The organism is Ensifer sp. D2-11, from assembly GCF_054161295.1.
Genome location: NZ_CP096433.1, coordinates 3,424,005 through 3,438,679, shown reverse-complemented (window position 1 = coordinate 3,438,679; position 14,675 = coordinate 3,424,005). Strand labels below are relative to the sequence as shown.

Genomic DNA, 14,675 nt, shown 5'->3' with positions numbered 1-14,675 from the left:
CGGATAGGATTAAAGGAAACATGCAGTCGTCTGAAACGTCGAGAAGCCATGCAAAAATCCGTCGAGGCCATCGGCCCTTGAATGATGGAGGGCCTGCGCCCGGCCGGCGGTCTGCTGAGTACAAGTCCCCATCCCGGCCGAAACAAGGGCGGGATGGGGAATGGAGAAGGCCTAGTTCGCAGTCTTGCCGCAGGTCGTCAGCGCATCCTCGGGGGTGCAAACCTCGGTACCGGTCTTGATGAACGGCTCCACCTTTTCGCCCTTGGTCAGCTTGTCCAGCGCCATGATGGTTTCATAGCCCATGTCATAGGGACGCTGGCCGATGTTGTAGTGGCTTAGTCCTTCGGCCAGCAGCGGCAACTGCGGGCCGAAATTGTCGCCGAACACCACAACCAGGTCCTTGCTGTCGAGGCGTGCCTTGAGCGGCTCCATGGCCTGCTTATAAGCCTGCGGAGCATACTGGGCCCAGCCGCCGACCGCGACGAAAGCGCTAAGCTCGGGGTTGTTCGTCATGACGTCGCGCACCTGCTGGGCGGCAAGCGTGATGTCGTCATTGTTGTAGACAGGGCAGCCTGCCGGCTCGGTCCAGCCGTTCTGGCCTGTCAGCTTTTCCGCACCCTTGTCCTTCGTGACGCCGGCAAGAGTGTCGCGGATGCCTTGGACGCGGGCTTTCAGGTTCTCGGATGCAGGCGCACCCGACTGGATGCAGACGGTACCGCCGTCCTTCTTGCTCTCGAGCACCTTCTGCGCCAACGCGATGCCGAACTCATAATTGTCGGTTCCGATGTAGGTCGAGCGCAGGCCTGCATCTTCGGGCAGTACGTCCGTGTCGAAAGTCACGACCGGAATGCCTTTATCCTGGGCCATTTTCATGATGCGAGCCATGGCCTTCGGGTTGCCGGCCGAAACGCCGAGGCCGGCCACACCGCGGGTGACCATGTCCTGGGCAAGCTGGACCTGCTTGGCTTCGTCATACTCAGTCGGGCCAAGATAGGTGCAGGTAACGTCGCCCAGCTTCTTCGCGGCGGCCTCGCACCCCTGCTGGATCGGCGGGCTGAAGGCGTTGTTGAGCACCTTGAAGACGAGGGCGAATTCGCGATCGGCAGCGTTGGCCTGGGGCGCAGTCAAGCCGGCGGCCAGGCAGGCCACCGAAAGGGCTGCCGTGAGAGTGCGTACTGGTTGCATTGAAGTTCCTCCCTTTTCCTTGTTGACGCGGATTGCGCTCACCGACGCAGCGAGCGGATTCTTTCGAGCAGGACCGCGGCTAGAATGAAACTTCCCACGAACATTCCCTGCCAGAACGGGTTGACCCCTGCGATGAGCAGGGCGTTGCGGATAACCTCTACGAGGATCGCGCCGATGGCTGCGCCGAGCGCCGTGCCGAACCCGCCTGTCAGCGACGCTCCGCCGATTACCGTCGACGCGATGACCTGCAACTCGTATCCGGTTCCGATCGCGTTGGTGACGGCGCCAAGCCAGCCGACCAGGAACACGGCCGTTATGGCAACCATCAGGCCGTTGAAGGCGTAGGCCGAGACCTTGATGAGGTCCACAGGGATACCGGCCAGTCGCGCCGCAGCCTCGTTGCCGCCGATCGCGAACAGGTAGCGGCCCCACCGCGTCATGGTCAGCAGGAAATGCAGGATGATCACGCCCGCGACGAGAGCATAGACCACGTTAGGCAATCCGAAACTATAGCCACCGCCGAGCGCGATGATACCGTTGGTGGCCCGTCCGAATTCGTAGAACACCTCATTGTTCGTGAGCACCAAAGCGAGGCTGCGCCCGATGGACAAGGTGGCAAGAGTGACGATGAATGGCGGGAGCTTGACGTAGGAGATGATGATTCCGTTGACCATACCGCAGGCGACACCCATCGCGAGAGTCGCGAGGATGCCGACGGCGAGCGGCATGTCCGAATTGAGCACGATGCCAAGCGTCACTCCGCACATGCCAAGGATCGATCCGACAGAGATATCGATGCCGCCGCTGATGAGCACCGGCGTCATGCCGAGCGCCATAATCCCGATGAAGCAGGCATTCTGGAAAATGTTGAGGAGGTTTCCGGAAGTCGCGAACTTCGCCGAGATGACCGATACGACGAGGCCGATCACCAGGATAGCCAGTGCTATCCACGTTTCCTGCGCAAGGAATACGCGGCTCCAGAGGGGGCGGTCGGAGCCCTTCAGGAGATCGACGTCCATGTGGGGAACTTCCTCGGGAGCACTCATGCGTTGTTTCTCCGGGATCAAGCTGTCTGGATCGCGCCAGTTATCAGGCCGGTCACTTCTTCGGGGCTCGATTGCCCGATCATCTTGTCGGCCACCTTGCGACCCCGACGCATCACCACGACCCTGTCGCAGACCTCGAAGACGTCGGGCATGCGATGGCTGATCAGGATCACGGAAAGGCCTTGTGCCTTCATGCGACGGATCAGGGCCAGCACCTCCGCAACCTGCCGGACACTGATTGCCGCCGTAGGTTCGTCCATAAGGACGATTTTCGACCTGGCGAGCCGGGTACGAGCAATTGCCACCGCTTGACGCTGGCCGCCGGACATGCGCACCACGAGATCGGCCGGTCGGGTCTCGGATTTGAGTTCCTTGAATATCTCGGCCGAGCGGGCGTTCATGCGCTTGTGGTCGAGCACCTTGAACGGCCCGACCTGCCGCATCAATTCGCGGCCGAGGAATACGTTCGCCGAAGCGGTCAGGTTGTCGCAGATCGCCAAATCCTGATAAACGACCTCTATTCCATGGCGACGAGCTTCTGCCGGTCCGGAAAAGACCACGGGCTTGCCTTCCAGGATGTAGGAACCGGAAGACGGCTGGAAGTTTCCGGCAATGGTTTTCACCAATGTCGACTTGCCGGCTCCGTTGTCCCCCATCAGGCCAAGAATCTCACCCTGGTTGATCTCGAGAGTGACACCATCGAGTGCGCGGACGGCACCGAAATCCTTCACGATATTTTCGAGTCGCGCCAAAACCGTCATCGCACCTACCGGGACTTTTGTAGTGTTCCCGAACAAAACACCGTTTCCTTTGGCCGTCAATAGCGCCGCATCCCCTTTCTATGCTGCATTGCATCAAAGAACTCACCCGATTGACAGGACCGTATGAGGATATTAGTAATCTCATCGAACAAATAGGCTTCAAATTGTCAAACACACTGCTTTTTCGTCCGAACGAGGCGCGCGCGCTTTCGGCACTGTTTCGCACGGGTGGGCTAACTCGCGCATCCTTGGCCCGTGAACTCGATCTGACCCGCTCGACAACGGGGACTCTGGTACAAAACCTTGTCGATGCTGGTTTGGCGCGGGAACGTGAGTCGACAACGGGCAACGAAGCAGAACCCAAGGTCGGGCGCCCCGGGATCGTCGTTGAAATCGCCGGCAGCGGTGTCTTCTTTCTCGGCGCCTACATCGGCGTGAACCGGATCGACGTCATCGCCATCGACCTGTCGGGAACGGTCCGCGCCAAGGCCACTCGCCCATTCTCGGGTGCGGCAAGCAGGCCCGCTCAAGCGATGGAACTCATTGTAGCACTGGTTGACGAGGTGCGTAGAACGTTGCCTCCCGGCGCACGGCCCCATGGTCTCAACGTAGCACTGCCGGGCTTCCTGGATGGGGACGGCGAAACCTTTCATGCCGCCATATTGGGCTGGCACGGGGTCAGCCTCGCGCAACCGATTTCCGAGTCCATCGACCTCGACGTCCCGGTCCTCCTCGAAAACGATGCCAATGCGGTGGCAGTGGCCGAGACCTATCGTTCGGCTCCCCCGGACGGCAAGGGCGATGACAGCCTCGTGGTTCTCATCGAAAATGGCGTTGGGGGCGGCATCGTCAGCCATGGCAAGCTGCATCGCGGTCAGTTGGGCGGCGCTGGCGAGATCGGCCACATGCCGATCGGAGAGGCCGGATTCGTTTATGACGCTGTGCGTCCTGGTCGTTGGGAAACATTCATTGGCAAGGACGCCCTCCTTGCCCGGTATGCACATATCAGCGGGGTCATCGGTTCGCTTGACGCGTTTATCGCAGTGCTGGCCTCGGGCGACCCTACCGCGCTTGCCTGCGCCCGCGACTGGGCTCGCTGGCTGGTTCGGGGACTGGCGACCCTTGCCTGCGTCCTGCAGCCGGGCCGCATCATCCTCGCCGGATCGGTCAGCGCGATCTATCCCTTCGTGGCCGAACAAACGGAGGCTTTGTTGGCCGCGTCTCTCATTGAAGGCTATCCGACGCCGCGCGTTGAAACGTCAAGCACCGGCAATGACGGGCCCGCCCTGGGTGCTGCCTATCTTCTGCATCAGGCGATGCTTGCAGGCAATACGCGCCCGCATATGCGCGATGTCGCCGTTCTTTGACAGTCAGGAGCTTTAATGACGCTCAAAGCCGCCTCCGAAACGATCGCCGTTGCCGAAATCGGGGGAACTTCGGTCAAGATCGGTTTTGCGGATCATGGTGTGCCGCTCGAAGTCACGCGCACCTTTTCGACGAGTCATCTTCGGCGAGGCGCTCCTGCGACGCAACTCGCCGGGCTCCTGCAATGTGCGTCAGTCGATGCCGGCCTGACCATCGAGCGGGTAGTGGCAACTGTCCCAGGGTTCATCGGACGCGACTGCGATACAATCATCCATGCCGCAAACATCCCCGAACTAAACGGGATTCGCCTGGCCTCCGAACTGGCTTCCACGCTTTCGGTACCCGTCCAGTTGGAGCGGGACGTGGTTCTGCAGTTGCTCGGGGAAAGCGCCTCCGGCGCAATTGCCAACGAATGCGAGGTGTTGGCTGTCTACTTCGGCACCGGTATCGGTGCAGCTTACTTGGGCGAGAACGGCATTTTTCGCGGCGGCGGGTGGGCGCTTGAAATCGGCCACATGCCGGTGCTCGAGCCGGGTGACCGCCAGGAATCCCCCAAGCGGATCGAGGCGTACGCCTCTGGTGCGACTCTGGTGGACCTCGCATCTGCACATGGCGTCGCCGTGAAGGACCTCTTCCAGGCCGCTGCCCAGTCGCCGAAATTAAACGACGCTCTTGATGACATATTGTGGCAGCAGGCGATAACCGTTGCCAGAGCGACGGTGTTGTTTTCGCCACGCATCATTCTGCTGGGGGGTGGCGTCATCGACATGGACGGCTATCCACGCGACACGCTCTCGCAGCGCGTTTTTGGCGCATTACCGCATGCCGGCTCGATTCATTCCATCGACATACGCTGGGCCACACTGGGGTGGCAGGCAGCCATTTTCGGTGCCGTTCGTCTTGGCGACATGGTGGCTTAATTCCGCCGGGCATGATCCGCGCTCCAATGCGTCTTGACTGCCGGCTGCGAAAGCAGCGCCCGAAGAAAGCCTTGCGCGATCTGCGTACCGGCGGCTTTTTCAAGCTTGTCGATCGGTGCCGAACCTGTTTAAACGCTCCCGTTGCCGGACGCGTGATCCTTTTCCGGCAATTTCCCGGGAGAACGAGGAATGCCTCTTTCCATTGCCACATGGAACATCAACTCCGTTCGCCTGCGCATGCCGCTGGTCGAACATTTCCTCAAGAAATGGCAGCCGGACATCCTCTGCCTGCAGGAAATCAAGTGCCGGAACGACCAGTTCCCCTCCGCGCCGCTGAGGAAGCTCGGCTACGAATATATCGAGATGCACGGGCAGAAGGGCTATCACGGCGTCGCCACCATCTCTCGCCTGCCGCTTCATGAGCTGTCCGACCGCCGCGACTACTGCGGCGTCGGCGATGCACGTCATCTCTCCGTCGTCTTCGCGGCCGGTGGAAAGACGATCCGCCTCCATAATTTCTATGTACCGGCCGGCGGCGACGAGCCGGACCGCACGGTCAATCCGAAGTTCGGACACAAGCTCGACTTCGTCGACGAGATGAAGCTCCTGCACGCGGAGGCCGAGGCCGGCGTCTCGTCGATCCTCGTCGGCGATCTCAACATCGCGCCGCTCGAGCACGACGTCTGGTCGCACAAGCAGCTTCTCAAGATCGTCAGCCATACACCGATCGAGACCGAAGGCCTGGTTTCGGTGATGACCGGAGGCGCCTGGGTCGACCTGATGCGCCGCCACGCGCCGCCGCCGGAAAAGCTCTACACCTGGTGGAGCTATCGGGCGAAGGACTGGACCGCCGCCGACCGCGGACGCCGCCTCGACCACATCTGGTCCTCCGCCGATCTCGCAAGCCAGCTCGTCCGCGTCGATATCCTCAAGGAAGCGCGCGGCTGGGAGCGCCCGTCCGACCATGTGCCTGTCATAGCGCATTTCGAGCTTTGACGACGCCGTCCGCTTACGCAAACCGCCCGGCAAGCGCCTCCACGCGGCGGATCATCGCCTGAATGTTTTCCCGGATGCGGGCTTCCACCATGGCGGTCACCTCGGGATATTCCTCGAGCATCCGGCGGAAGAGCGGCCGGTTGATCCGGATCACCTCGCTGTCCTCTTGCGCCGTCGCGGTGAACTTGCGTTCGACCATCGAGATGAGCGCGAGCTCGGACAGGAGCGCGCCGCGGCCGACGGTCATCACCTGCTGCTGGCGGCCCTGCGCGTTCGCATTCGAAAGCGCGAAGCTGCCGGCCGCAACCGCATAGGCGCAATCGGCCGGAGCGCCTTCCCGGAAGAGTTCGTGACCCTTGGCCACCCGGCGGCGCTCGGCGCCGAAGGCGATCAGCCTCAGCTTGTCCTCGCCGATGTCGGCGAAGAGCGACACGTTGGACAAGAGTGCGATGTCGTCATTGAGCGCCAAGCGGCAAATCTCCCCCGGTCATGTCGTCCGGCTTAGGGAACGATCTTGTAGCCGCCGTTTTCTGTCACCAATATCTCGGCATTGGAAGGGTCGCGCTCGATTTTCTGGCGCAGCCGGTAGACATGCGTCTCGAGCGTATGGGTCGTGACGCCGGAATTATAGCCCCAGACCTCCTCGAGCAGCACGTCGCGGGTGACCACTTTCTGGTCGGCGCGGTAGAGATAGCGGATGATTGCGGCTTCCTTTTCCGTCAGGCGGATCTTCTGGCCGTTCTCCATGGTAAGCAGCTTCTGGCTCGGCTTGAATGTGTAGGGGCCGACATTGAAGGTCGCGTCCTCGCTCTGCTCGTGCTGGCGAAGCTGGGCGCGAATGCGGGCAAGCAGCACGGCGAAGCGGAACGGCTTCGTCACATAATCGTTGGCGCCGGCTTCGAGGCCGAGGATCGTATCGGAGTCGGTGTCGTGGCCGGTCAGCATGATGATCGGGGCCTTGAAGCCGCCCTTGCGCAAGAGCTTCACCGCCTCGCGCCCGTCCATGTCCGGCAGACCTACATCCATGATCAGGAGGTCGACCTGCCGGCCACGCGCCATCTGAATGCCCTTCCCGGCGGTCGATTCCTGCAGTAGGTCGAACTCTTCGTAAAGGGAGAGCTGTTCTATCAACGTCTCACGCAGATCATCGTCGTCGTCGACAAGGAGGATGGTGCGAGTCGCCATGGGACAGTTCCTGTTTGCTTCCTGATTCAAAACTAACTCAAATGCCGATCTTGGCAAGCGCGGCGGTCGCTGCCGCATGTTTCCTTAAATCCTAACCTATTTAGGATAGAGACAGGCCGCAACTGAAAGTGGCCGCAGCGACGTCTGCGCGTCTGATGAGACGCGCGGCGCTGCAGGCATCGTCATATATGAAAACCGGCTTAAGGTCGCGGCGAGATCACGGCAAAGCAAGAATTTGTGAGACTGATGCGCAAGAAGGCGTCAACAACAGGATCGAGAAAAAGGACCATCCTCGTCAGAACCGCTCCGCGCGACCGGAAGCGCGCCCTCGTGCTTTTCGACGGACGGGTCGAGCAGGCTGCGATCGGGCGAAGCGGCGTCACTGCCATCAAGCGAGAAGGCGACGGGGCGACGCCCCGCGCGGCGATGCGGCTCATCGGCGGCTTTGTCAGGCTCGATCGTGTCCCGTTGCCCCCGACGCGCCTGCCGATGCGGGCCGTCCGCGGCGACATGCTCTGGTGCGATGCCCCGCAGCACCCGTGCTACAATCGCCCCGTCAGGGCGCCGTTTCGTGCCGGACATGAACGCATGATGCGCGACGACGGGCTCTACGACATCTGCCTCGTCATGGATTGGAACATTTCCTCCCGCAGGCGCAATGCCGGCTCGGCGATCTTCTTCCACCTCATCCGTCCGGGTTACGAGCCGACCGAGGGCTGCGTGGCCGTCAGCCTTTCGGCAATGCGGCGACTGATCCGGCAAATGCACCACGGGACGGTCGTGAAGGTCGTGTAGCTTCGGCCCCGCGACAAAGCCGAACGGGCACTGCGAATCAGCCCGACCGTTCCTCCTCAAGCATACGCGGCGTCACGAAGCGTACCAGGCGGCCGGTGCCGGGCGCTATGTCCGACCAGCGCTCGATGTCGAAATCCATGACCGCGAGCCCGGCTGTCGGAAACTTCTCCCTCAGCCGCTCCAGCGCAGCTTCATCGCCGCGCCCGGCAAGCAGGAGCGCGAGCTCGGCCATTCCCGGATTGTGGCCGACGAGGAGCAGTTTCTCCACCGTCGGCTCGATCCTGCGGATGGCGTCGAGAATGGCCGTTGCGGCGACCTCGTAGATGCCGACCGCATCGCGCTCGGGGATCTTGTGCGGCAATGCCTCGGCGACGAGCTCCCAGGTCTCCTTTGCGCGCCGCGCGGTCGAAACGAGCGCCAGGTCCGGAGCAAGCCCCTGCCGGGCAATGAAGGCGCCGACGACGGGCGCCGCTTTCCGTCCGCGCTCCGAAAGCGGCCGGCGATGGTCGGCAACGCCGTCCGGCCAGGCGGACTTCGCATGGCGGAGCAGCATGAGTCGGCGTGTCGAGGGCCGGGCGTCATCGGGCATGAGAACTCCTCAGGGCAGCGAATTGGGGGCGGCAGCGCATTGTCGCATCATCACAAGTATAAAAAAAGCCGCCCCGAAGGGCGGCTCAAACGCCGGAAAAGCTCAGAACCGGCTATTTCCACTCCCGAATGTCGACAAAATGACCGGCGACCGCCGCCGCCGCCGCCATTGCCGGAGAAAGCAGATGCGTGCGCCCCTTGAAGCCCTGACGGCCTTCGAAGTTGCGGTTCGATGTGGAGGCACAACGTTCGCCAGGCTTCAGCCGGTCGTCGTTCATCGCCAGGCACATGGAGCAGCCGGGCTCGCGCCAGTCGAAGCCCGCTTCCTTGAAGATCTTGTCCAGGCCTTCCGCTTCCGCCTGTTCCTTGACGAGGCCGGAGCCCGGAACGATCATCGCCGAAACGGACGGGGCGACCTTGCGGCCTTCGACCACCTCGGCGACGGCGCGCAGGTCCTCGATGCGGCCATTGGTGCAGGAGCCGATGAACACCCGGTCGATGGCGATATCGGTGATCTTCGTGCCGGGCTTCAGGCCCATATAGTCGAGCGCACGCCACTTGGAGGTCCGCTTCGTCTCGTCCTGGATGTCGTCAGGGTTGGGAACCACGCCCTGTACGGAGACGACGTCTTCCGGCGAGGAGCCCCAGGAAACGATCGGCGGCAGATTGGCGGCATCGAGCACGACGACGCGGTCGTAATGGGCGCCTTCGTCCGTGTGCAGCGTCTTCCAGTATTCGACCGCCCTGTCCCAGGCCTCGCCTTTGGGAGCGCGCGGCTTGTCCTTGATGTACTCGAAAGTGGTTTCGTCCGGTGCGATCAGCCCGGCGCGCGCGCCGCCTTCGATCGTCATGTTGCAGACGGTCATGCGGCCTTCCATAGACAGCGACCGGATCGCTTCACCGGCGAATTCGATGACGTGGCCGGTGCCGCCCGCGGTGCCGATCTCGCCGATGATCGCAAGGATGATGTCCTTTGCGGTGACGCCCGGCGGCAATTGGCCGTCGACGCGCACCAGCATGTTCTTCGCCTTTTTCTGGATCAGCGTCTGCGTCGCCAGGACATGCTCGACCTCGGACGTGCCGATGCCGTGCGCCAGCGCACCGAAAGCGCCGTGCGTCGAAGTGTGGCTGTCGCCGCAGACGATCGTCATGCCCGGCAGCGTGAAGCCCTGCTCCGGACCGACGATGTGGACGATCCCCTGGCGCTTGTCATTTTCCGAATAATATTCGACGCCGAAATCCGCGGCGTTCCTGGCGAGCGCCTCGACCTGGATGCGGCTTTCCTCGTTCTTGATGCCGAGATGGCGGTCCGGCGAAGTCGGGACGTTGTGATCGACGACGGCGAGCGTCTTTTCCGGGGCGCGAACCTTGCGCCCAGCCATGCGCAGTCCCTCGAAGGCCTGCGGGCTCGTCACCTCGTGAACGAGGTGACGGTCGATGTAGAGAAGACAGGTTCCGTCGTCCTGGCTGTCCACCAGGTGATCGTCCCAGATCTTGTCGTAGAGAGTACGCGGTGCGCTCATGGCTTATGTATCCATCGTATTTTCAAGAATGTGGAATGGGGCCGGCGCCAATGCGGCCGGTAACAGCTGATCGTGCGATCAGGATAGGCGGCTGGTGAGCGCCCCTGAAACGCGCGCAAAAAAGCGTGCCGGCAGGCGCTTGTGATCCTGCAGCACGACGATCTTCTGCTCGCGACATCCGAATTTGGATTCCATGACCGTGCTCATATCAATTTTTTGACAGTTCGGCAATCCGGCGGCACGAGGAGTGCCGCCCGATGACGGGCGTGCTCGCGTTGAATGGCCGGAACGGATATGATAAGCAAAGCTTATTATTTCCAACGCGATCGATCAAATGCCCAGGAAACTCGAATCCGATACGATCGGGATGCTTCTCACCGATGTCTCCCGCCTGTTGCGCGGTGCCTTCGATCGCAAGGTCAATGCGATGGACCTCGGGATCACGCCCGGCGAGGCGCGCACATTGGTCCAGGTGGCCGTCACCGAGGGCATCAAGCAGGCGGAGATCGCGACCCGCATGGGGATCGAGCCCATGACCCTCTCCGCCTATCTCGACCGCCTGGAAGCGATGGGCCTCGTGGCGCGCGTGCCGGATCCGGCGGACCGGCGCGCCAAGAACGTCATCGTGACCGACAAGGCCGACCCGCTCATCACCGAGCTGATGTCGGGCCTGCGTGAAATGATGAATGCTTACACCGAGGACCTGGGCGACGACGGACGGGAGGTCCTGCGCGCAAACCTGAGAATCCTCCGGGACAGTCTCCGCCGCCTCGACCCGTGCCTCGCCGGCAGGGAGAAGGGGGCGGCCGAATGACGCTCCGGATGAGCGAGCGGCGCACGAGCATCATCGGCGCCTTCCTGGTGGCGCTCGGCCCCATCTCGATGGCGCTCTACACGCCGGCGATGCCGGAGCTCGTGCGTGCCTTCGCCTCCAGCGAAGCAGCGATCAAGATGACGCTGTCGCTCTATTTCGGCGGCTTCGCCTTTGCCCAGCTCGTCTCGGGAACGCTTTCCGACGTCATCGGCCGGCGGCGGACAACGCTGATCTTCATGGCGATCTATCTCGCGGGCAGCCTGATGGCGGCCTTCGCGCCCTCCATCCCGGTGCTGCTCGCGGGCCGCCTCGTGCAGGGAATCGGCGCCTCCGTCGGAATGACCGTGGCGCGCGCCATCGTTCGCGACCAGTTCACCGGCACGACGGCGGCGCGCATCATGAACATGATCGGCATGATGCTGGCGCTCGGGCCGGCGGTGTCGCCCACCCTCGGCGGTATCGCGCTCGGCCTCTTCGGCTGGCAGTCGATCTTCCTGCTGATGGTCGGCTTCGCGCTGATGGCGTGCTTCATCGTGCAGCTCTTCATGGCGGAAACGACGACGCCGGACCGCAGCAAGGGGCATTTCAGGCCCATTCTCGCAGCCTATGGCGAGCTTATGAGGGACGGCCGCTTCGTGTCCTCGACATTGGTGATCGCCGGCGCGGTCGGCGCGCTCTACGCATGGGCGACCATGCTGCCCTTCGTGCTGATCAGCCAGGTCGGGCTCACCCCGACCGAGTTCGGCATCGGCATGCTCATGCAATCGGGCCTGTTCTTTTCGGGCACGGTCACGATGCGCCTCATGATGCGTCGCTTCACGCCGCAGGCGCTCGTGCCGGCCGGTCTCTTCTTCATCGGCGCGGCGAGCCTCGCCCTCGCCTTCACCATGCATGCGCTGGAACCGACCTTCCTCTCGGTGATGACGCCGATCGGGATCTATGCCTTCGGCATCGCCTTCGTCATGCCCTACATGATGACGGCGGCGATGGCCCCCTTCCCGCATATCGCCGGCACGGCTTCGGCGATGATGGGCTTCATCCAGATGAGCGCCGGGCTTCTCGGCGGCGCGCTTGCCGCTCTCGTCGGCGTACCGGCCATGGCGCTCGGAACGATCATTCCGAGCTTCGGCCTTCTCTCGCTTGCAAGCTATTTCTGGTACCGCAGGACGGTTCGCCTGAGACCGCTGGTCGCGCCGGCGGCTGCGGAGACGCCGCTGAGCGAAGCGGCGGAGTGAGCAAGATAAAAAAACCGCGGCGGAGTGATCCACCGCGGCTCCCGACTTGTAACGCCCTCGGAGCTTACCGGTTGCGCGCTGCCAGCGTGCGCAGGCGCAGCGCGTTGAGCTTGATGAAGCCGGCGGCATCCTTCTGGTCGTAGGCGCCCTGATCGTCCTCGAAGGTGACGAGCTTGTCGGAATAGAGCGACTTGCCGCTTTCGCGGCCGATGACCATGACATTGCCCTTGTAGAGCTTCAGCGTCACTTCGCCTTCCACATGCTCCTGGCTCCTGTCGATCGCCGCCTGCAGCATTTCGCGCTCCGGAGAGAACCAGAAGCCGTAATAGATGAGCTCGGCATAGCGCGGCATCAGCTCGTCCTTCAGATGCGCCGCGCCGCGGTCGAGCGTGATGCTCTCGATCGCACGATGGGCCGCAAGCAGGATCGTGCCGCCGGGGGTTTCGTAGACGCCGCGCGACTTCATGCCGACGAAACGGTTCTCGACAAGGTCGAGGCGGCCGATGCCGTTGTCGCGGCCGTATTCGTTGAGCTTCGCAAGAAGCGTTGCCGGCGACATGCGTACGCCGTCGATCGACACGGCATCGCCACGTTCGAAGCCGACCTTGATGACGGTTGCCTTGTCGGGTGCCGCTTCCGGCGAAATGGTGCGCATGTGCACGTATTCGGGAGCTTCCCGGGCCGGGTCCTCCAGCACTTTTCCTTCCGAGGAGGAGTGCAGGAGGTTGGCGTCGACGGAGAAAGGCGCCTCGCCCTTCTTGTCCTTGGCGACCGGAATCTGGTGCTTCTCGGCGAATTCGAGCAGATCGGTGCGGCTCTTGAACGACCAGTCGCGCCAGGGGGCGATGATCTTGATGTCCGGATTGAGCGCGTAAGCCGAAAGTTCGAAGCGGACCTGGTCGTTGCCCTTGCCGGTCGCGCCATGGGCGATCGCGTCGGCGCCGGTCTTCCTGGCGATATCGATGAGGTGTTTGGAGATCAGCGGACGGGCGATGGAGGTGCCGAGCAGGTAGACGCCTTCATAGACGGCATTGGCGCGGAACATCGGGAACACGAAGTCCCTCACGAATTCCTCGCGGACGTCCTCGATATAGATCTCCTTGATGCCGAGCATCTCCGCCTTCTTGCGCGCCGGCTCCAGTTCTTCGCCCTGGCCGAGGTCCGCGGTGAAGGTCACCACTTCGGCACCCAGTTCCGTCTGCAGCCATTTGAGGATGATCGAGGTGTCGAGACCGCCGGAATAGGCGAGAACGACCTTCTTCACGTCTTTATGCGATGCCATGGTTTTTGTCCGTCTGCTCGTTTGTCAGGCTCTCGGGTGCGGCGCTGCCGCATCGAAAATCTGCGGCACTTTAGCCAGAACTTGCGGGGATACAAGCGGAACTGCAAGTTTCCTCTGATCGTAGCCGATCTGTAGGCCAGCTCCCGCGAATCCGCTGGCAAAAGCGCCGGGCCGGCGGTATCAGAAAGAACCGCCTCTCGAGGAATGCGCCATGGACTTCGTTCCCAGCCTGCCGACGCTCATCGCATTCGCCGCTGCAAGCCTCCTGCTCGCCGCGACGCCGGGTCCCGACATGACGCTTTCGATCAGCCGGGCGTTGGCGCAGGGAAAGAAGGCCGCCCTTTTCGTCGTGGTCGGCACCGGGCTCGGCATCGTCGTCCATACGCTGCTCGTCGCCTTCGGCATCTCGGCGCTGATCACCGCATCCCCGACCGCCTTCCTGGTGCTGAAGACCGGGGGCGCCGCCTATCTCCTATGGCTCGCGATCCAGGCGATCCGCTACGGGTCCAGCCTGTCGGTGACGAAGGTGACGGAGGCGAAGGGTACAATCCTTTCGAACATCGCGACCGGCTTCTCGGTCAACATTCTGAACCCGAAGGTGGTGATCTTCTTCATGACCTTCCTGCCGCAGTTCGTCACTGCGAACGATCCCGCCGTGACGGGCAAGCTGCTCTTCCTCGGTTTCTTCTTCATCGCGATAGGCATGCCGGTGAACGCATTGGTCGTTCTTGCTGCCGACTGGCTCGCAGCCTGGCTGCAGCGCAACAGGCGCGTGATGCGGGCGATCGACTACGGTTTCGCCGGCGTCTTTTCCATATTCGCGGTCAAGATCTTCTTCACGCAGACGCGCTGAGTTTCGTCGCTCCCGGAGCGTGGCCCCTCATCCGGCTGCCGCCTTGTTCCGGCCTTGCCGCATACGCTCTTCTCCCCGCGAACGGGGAGAAGATGCCGGCAGGCAGATGAGGGGCAAAGTCCGGGAA

15 protein-coding genes are annotated in these 14,675 nt (G+C 62.5%); 7 read left to right on the top strand and 8 right to left on the bottom strand.

Annotation, left to right across the window (positions count from 1 at the left end):
• Positions 1-171 precede the first annotated feature (171 nt).
• The 3 genes from M1D34_RS16370 to M1D34_RS16360 are packed head-to-tail and all read right to left on the bottom strand — an operon-like array spanning position 172 to position 2,992.
• The gene (locus M1D34_RS16370) at positions 172-1,185 is read right to left on the bottom strand and encodes a sugar-binding protein (protein ID WP_010970486.1); all 1,014 of its coding nucleotides are present in this window, start codon (positions 1,183-1,185) and stop codon (positions 172-174) included.
• A 38-nt stretch (positions 1,186-1,223) separates the two neighbouring features.
• A complete protein-coding gene (locus tag M1D34_RS16365) occupies positions 1,224-2,204 on the bottom strand; it encodes an ABC transporter permease (protein ID WP_003529664.1) in 981 nt (326 codons plus the stop codon).
• 44 nt (positions 2,205-2,248) lie between these two features.
• Entirely contained in the window at positions 2,249-2,992 is a 744-nt protein-coding gene (locus M1D34_RS16360; protein ID WP_015007989.1) for an ATP-binding cassette domain-containing protein, read from the bottom strand.
• A gap of 80 nt (positions 2,993-3,072) precedes the next feature.
• On the opposite strand from M1D34_RS16360, the gene M1D34_RS16355 reads away from it, so the two are divergent.
• The 3 genes from M1D34_RS16355 to M1D34_RS16345 all read left to right on the top strand — a co-directional run bounded on the left by M1D34_RS16355 (position 3,073) and on the right by M1D34_RS16345 (position 6,273).
• Positions 3,073-4,359: an ROK family transcriptional regulator gene (locus M1D34_RS16355; RefSeq protein ID WP_498779929.1), complete on the top strand. Its 1,287-nt coding sequence runs from the start codon at positions 3,073-3,075 to the stop codon at positions 4,357-4,359.
• A 15-nt stretch (positions 4,360-4,374) separates the two neighbouring features.
• A complete protein-coding gene (locus M1D34_RS16350) occupies positions 4,375-5,277 on the top strand; it encodes an ROK family protein (protein WP_498779927.1) in 903 nt (300 codons plus the stop codon).
• A 189-nt stretch (positions 5,278-5,466) separates the two neighbouring features.
• Positions 5,467-6,273: an exodeoxyribonuclease III gene (locus M1D34_RS16345; protein WP_498779925.1), complete on the top strand. Its 807-nt coding sequence runs from the start codon at positions 5,467-5,469 to the stop codon at positions 6,271-6,273.
• 13 nt (positions 6,274-6,286) lie between these two features.
• Here M1D34_RS16345 and M1D34_RS16340 read toward each other — a convergent pair whose 3' ends face one another.
• Together M1D34_RS16340 and M1D34_RS16335 are read right to left on the bottom strand one after the other, a co-directional pair.
• A complete protein-coding gene (locus M1D34_RS16340) occupies positions 6,287-6,742 on the bottom strand; it encodes a cyclic nucleotide-binding domain-containing protein (protein ID WP_003529671.1) in 456 nt (151 codons plus the stop codon).
• A gap of 32 nt (positions 6,743-6,774) precedes the next feature.
• Complete coding sequence (locus tag M1D34_RS16335) at positions 6,775-7,458, bottom strand: response regulator transcription factor (protein WP_003529672.1); 684 nt, start codon at positions 7,456-7,458, stop codon at positions 6,775-6,777.
• A 246-nt stretch (positions 7,459-7,704) separates the two neighbouring features.
• Here M1D34_RS16335 and M1D34_RS16330 point away from each other — a divergent pair, with 246 nt between their 5' ends.
• The gene (locus M1D34_RS16330) at positions 7,705-8,253 is read left to right on the top strand and encodes a L,D-transpeptidase family protein (RefSeq protein WP_498781738.1); all 549 of its coding nucleotides are present in this window, start codon (positions 7,705-7,707) and stop codon (positions 8,251-8,253) included.
• 37 nt (positions 8,254-8,290) lie between these two features.
• Here the strand turns inward: M1D34_RS16330 and M1D34_RS16325 are convergent, their stop codons facing one another.
• Both M1D34_RS16325 and leuC read right to left on the bottom strand, forming a co-directional pair.
• A complete protein-coding gene (locus tag M1D34_RS16325) occupies positions 8,291-8,842 on the bottom strand; it encodes a SixA phosphatase family protein (RefSeq protein WP_498779923.1) in 552 nt (183 codons plus the stop codon).
• Between the two features lie 112 nt (positions 8,843-8,954).
• Positions 8,955-10,364, bottom strand: coding sequence for a 3-isopropylmalate dehydratase large subunit (leuC, locus tag M1D34_RS16320; RefSeq protein ID WP_498779921.1), 1,410 nt, complete (start codon positions 10,362-10,364; stop codon positions 8,955-8,957).
• Positions 10,365-10,698: 334 nt separating this feature from the next.
• On the opposite strand from leuC, the gene M1D34_RS16315 reads away from it, so the two are divergent.
• Positions 10,699-11,178 carry a MarR family winged helix-turn-helix transcriptional regulator gene (locus M1D34_RS16315; RefSeq protein WP_010970495.1) on the top strand — a complete coding sequence of 160 codons (480 nt, stop codon included), beginning with the start codon at positions 10,699-10,701 and terminating at the stop codon, positions 11,176-11,178.
• Positions 11,175-12,413, top strand: coding sequence for a multidrug effflux MFS transporter (locus tag M1D34_RS16310; protein ID WP_003529680.1), 1,239 nt, complete (start codon positions 11,175-11,177; stop codon positions 12,411-12,413). The genes M1D34_RS16315 and M1D34_RS16310 overlap by 4 nt, the downstream gene beginning before the upstream one ends.
• A 64-nt stretch (positions 12,414-12,477) precedes the next feature.
• Here M1D34_RS16310 and M1D34_RS16305 read toward each other — a convergent pair whose 3' ends face one another.
• Positions 12,478-13,695: an argininosuccinate synthase gene (locus tag M1D34_RS16305; RefSeq protein WP_003529681.1), complete on the bottom strand. Its 1,218-nt coding sequence runs from the start codon at positions 13,693-13,695 to the stop codon at positions 12,478-12,480.
• Between the two features lie 211 nt (positions 13,696-13,906).
• Here M1D34_RS16305 and M1D34_RS16300 point away from each other — a divergent pair, with 211 nt between their 5' ends.
• On the top strand, positions 13,907-14,548 hold the full coding sequence (locus M1D34_RS16300) for a LysE family translocator (RefSeq protein ID WP_003529682.1): 642 nt from the start codon (positions 13,907-13,909) through the stop codon (positions 14,546-14,548).
• Positions 14,549-14,675: the final 127 nt, after the last annotated feature.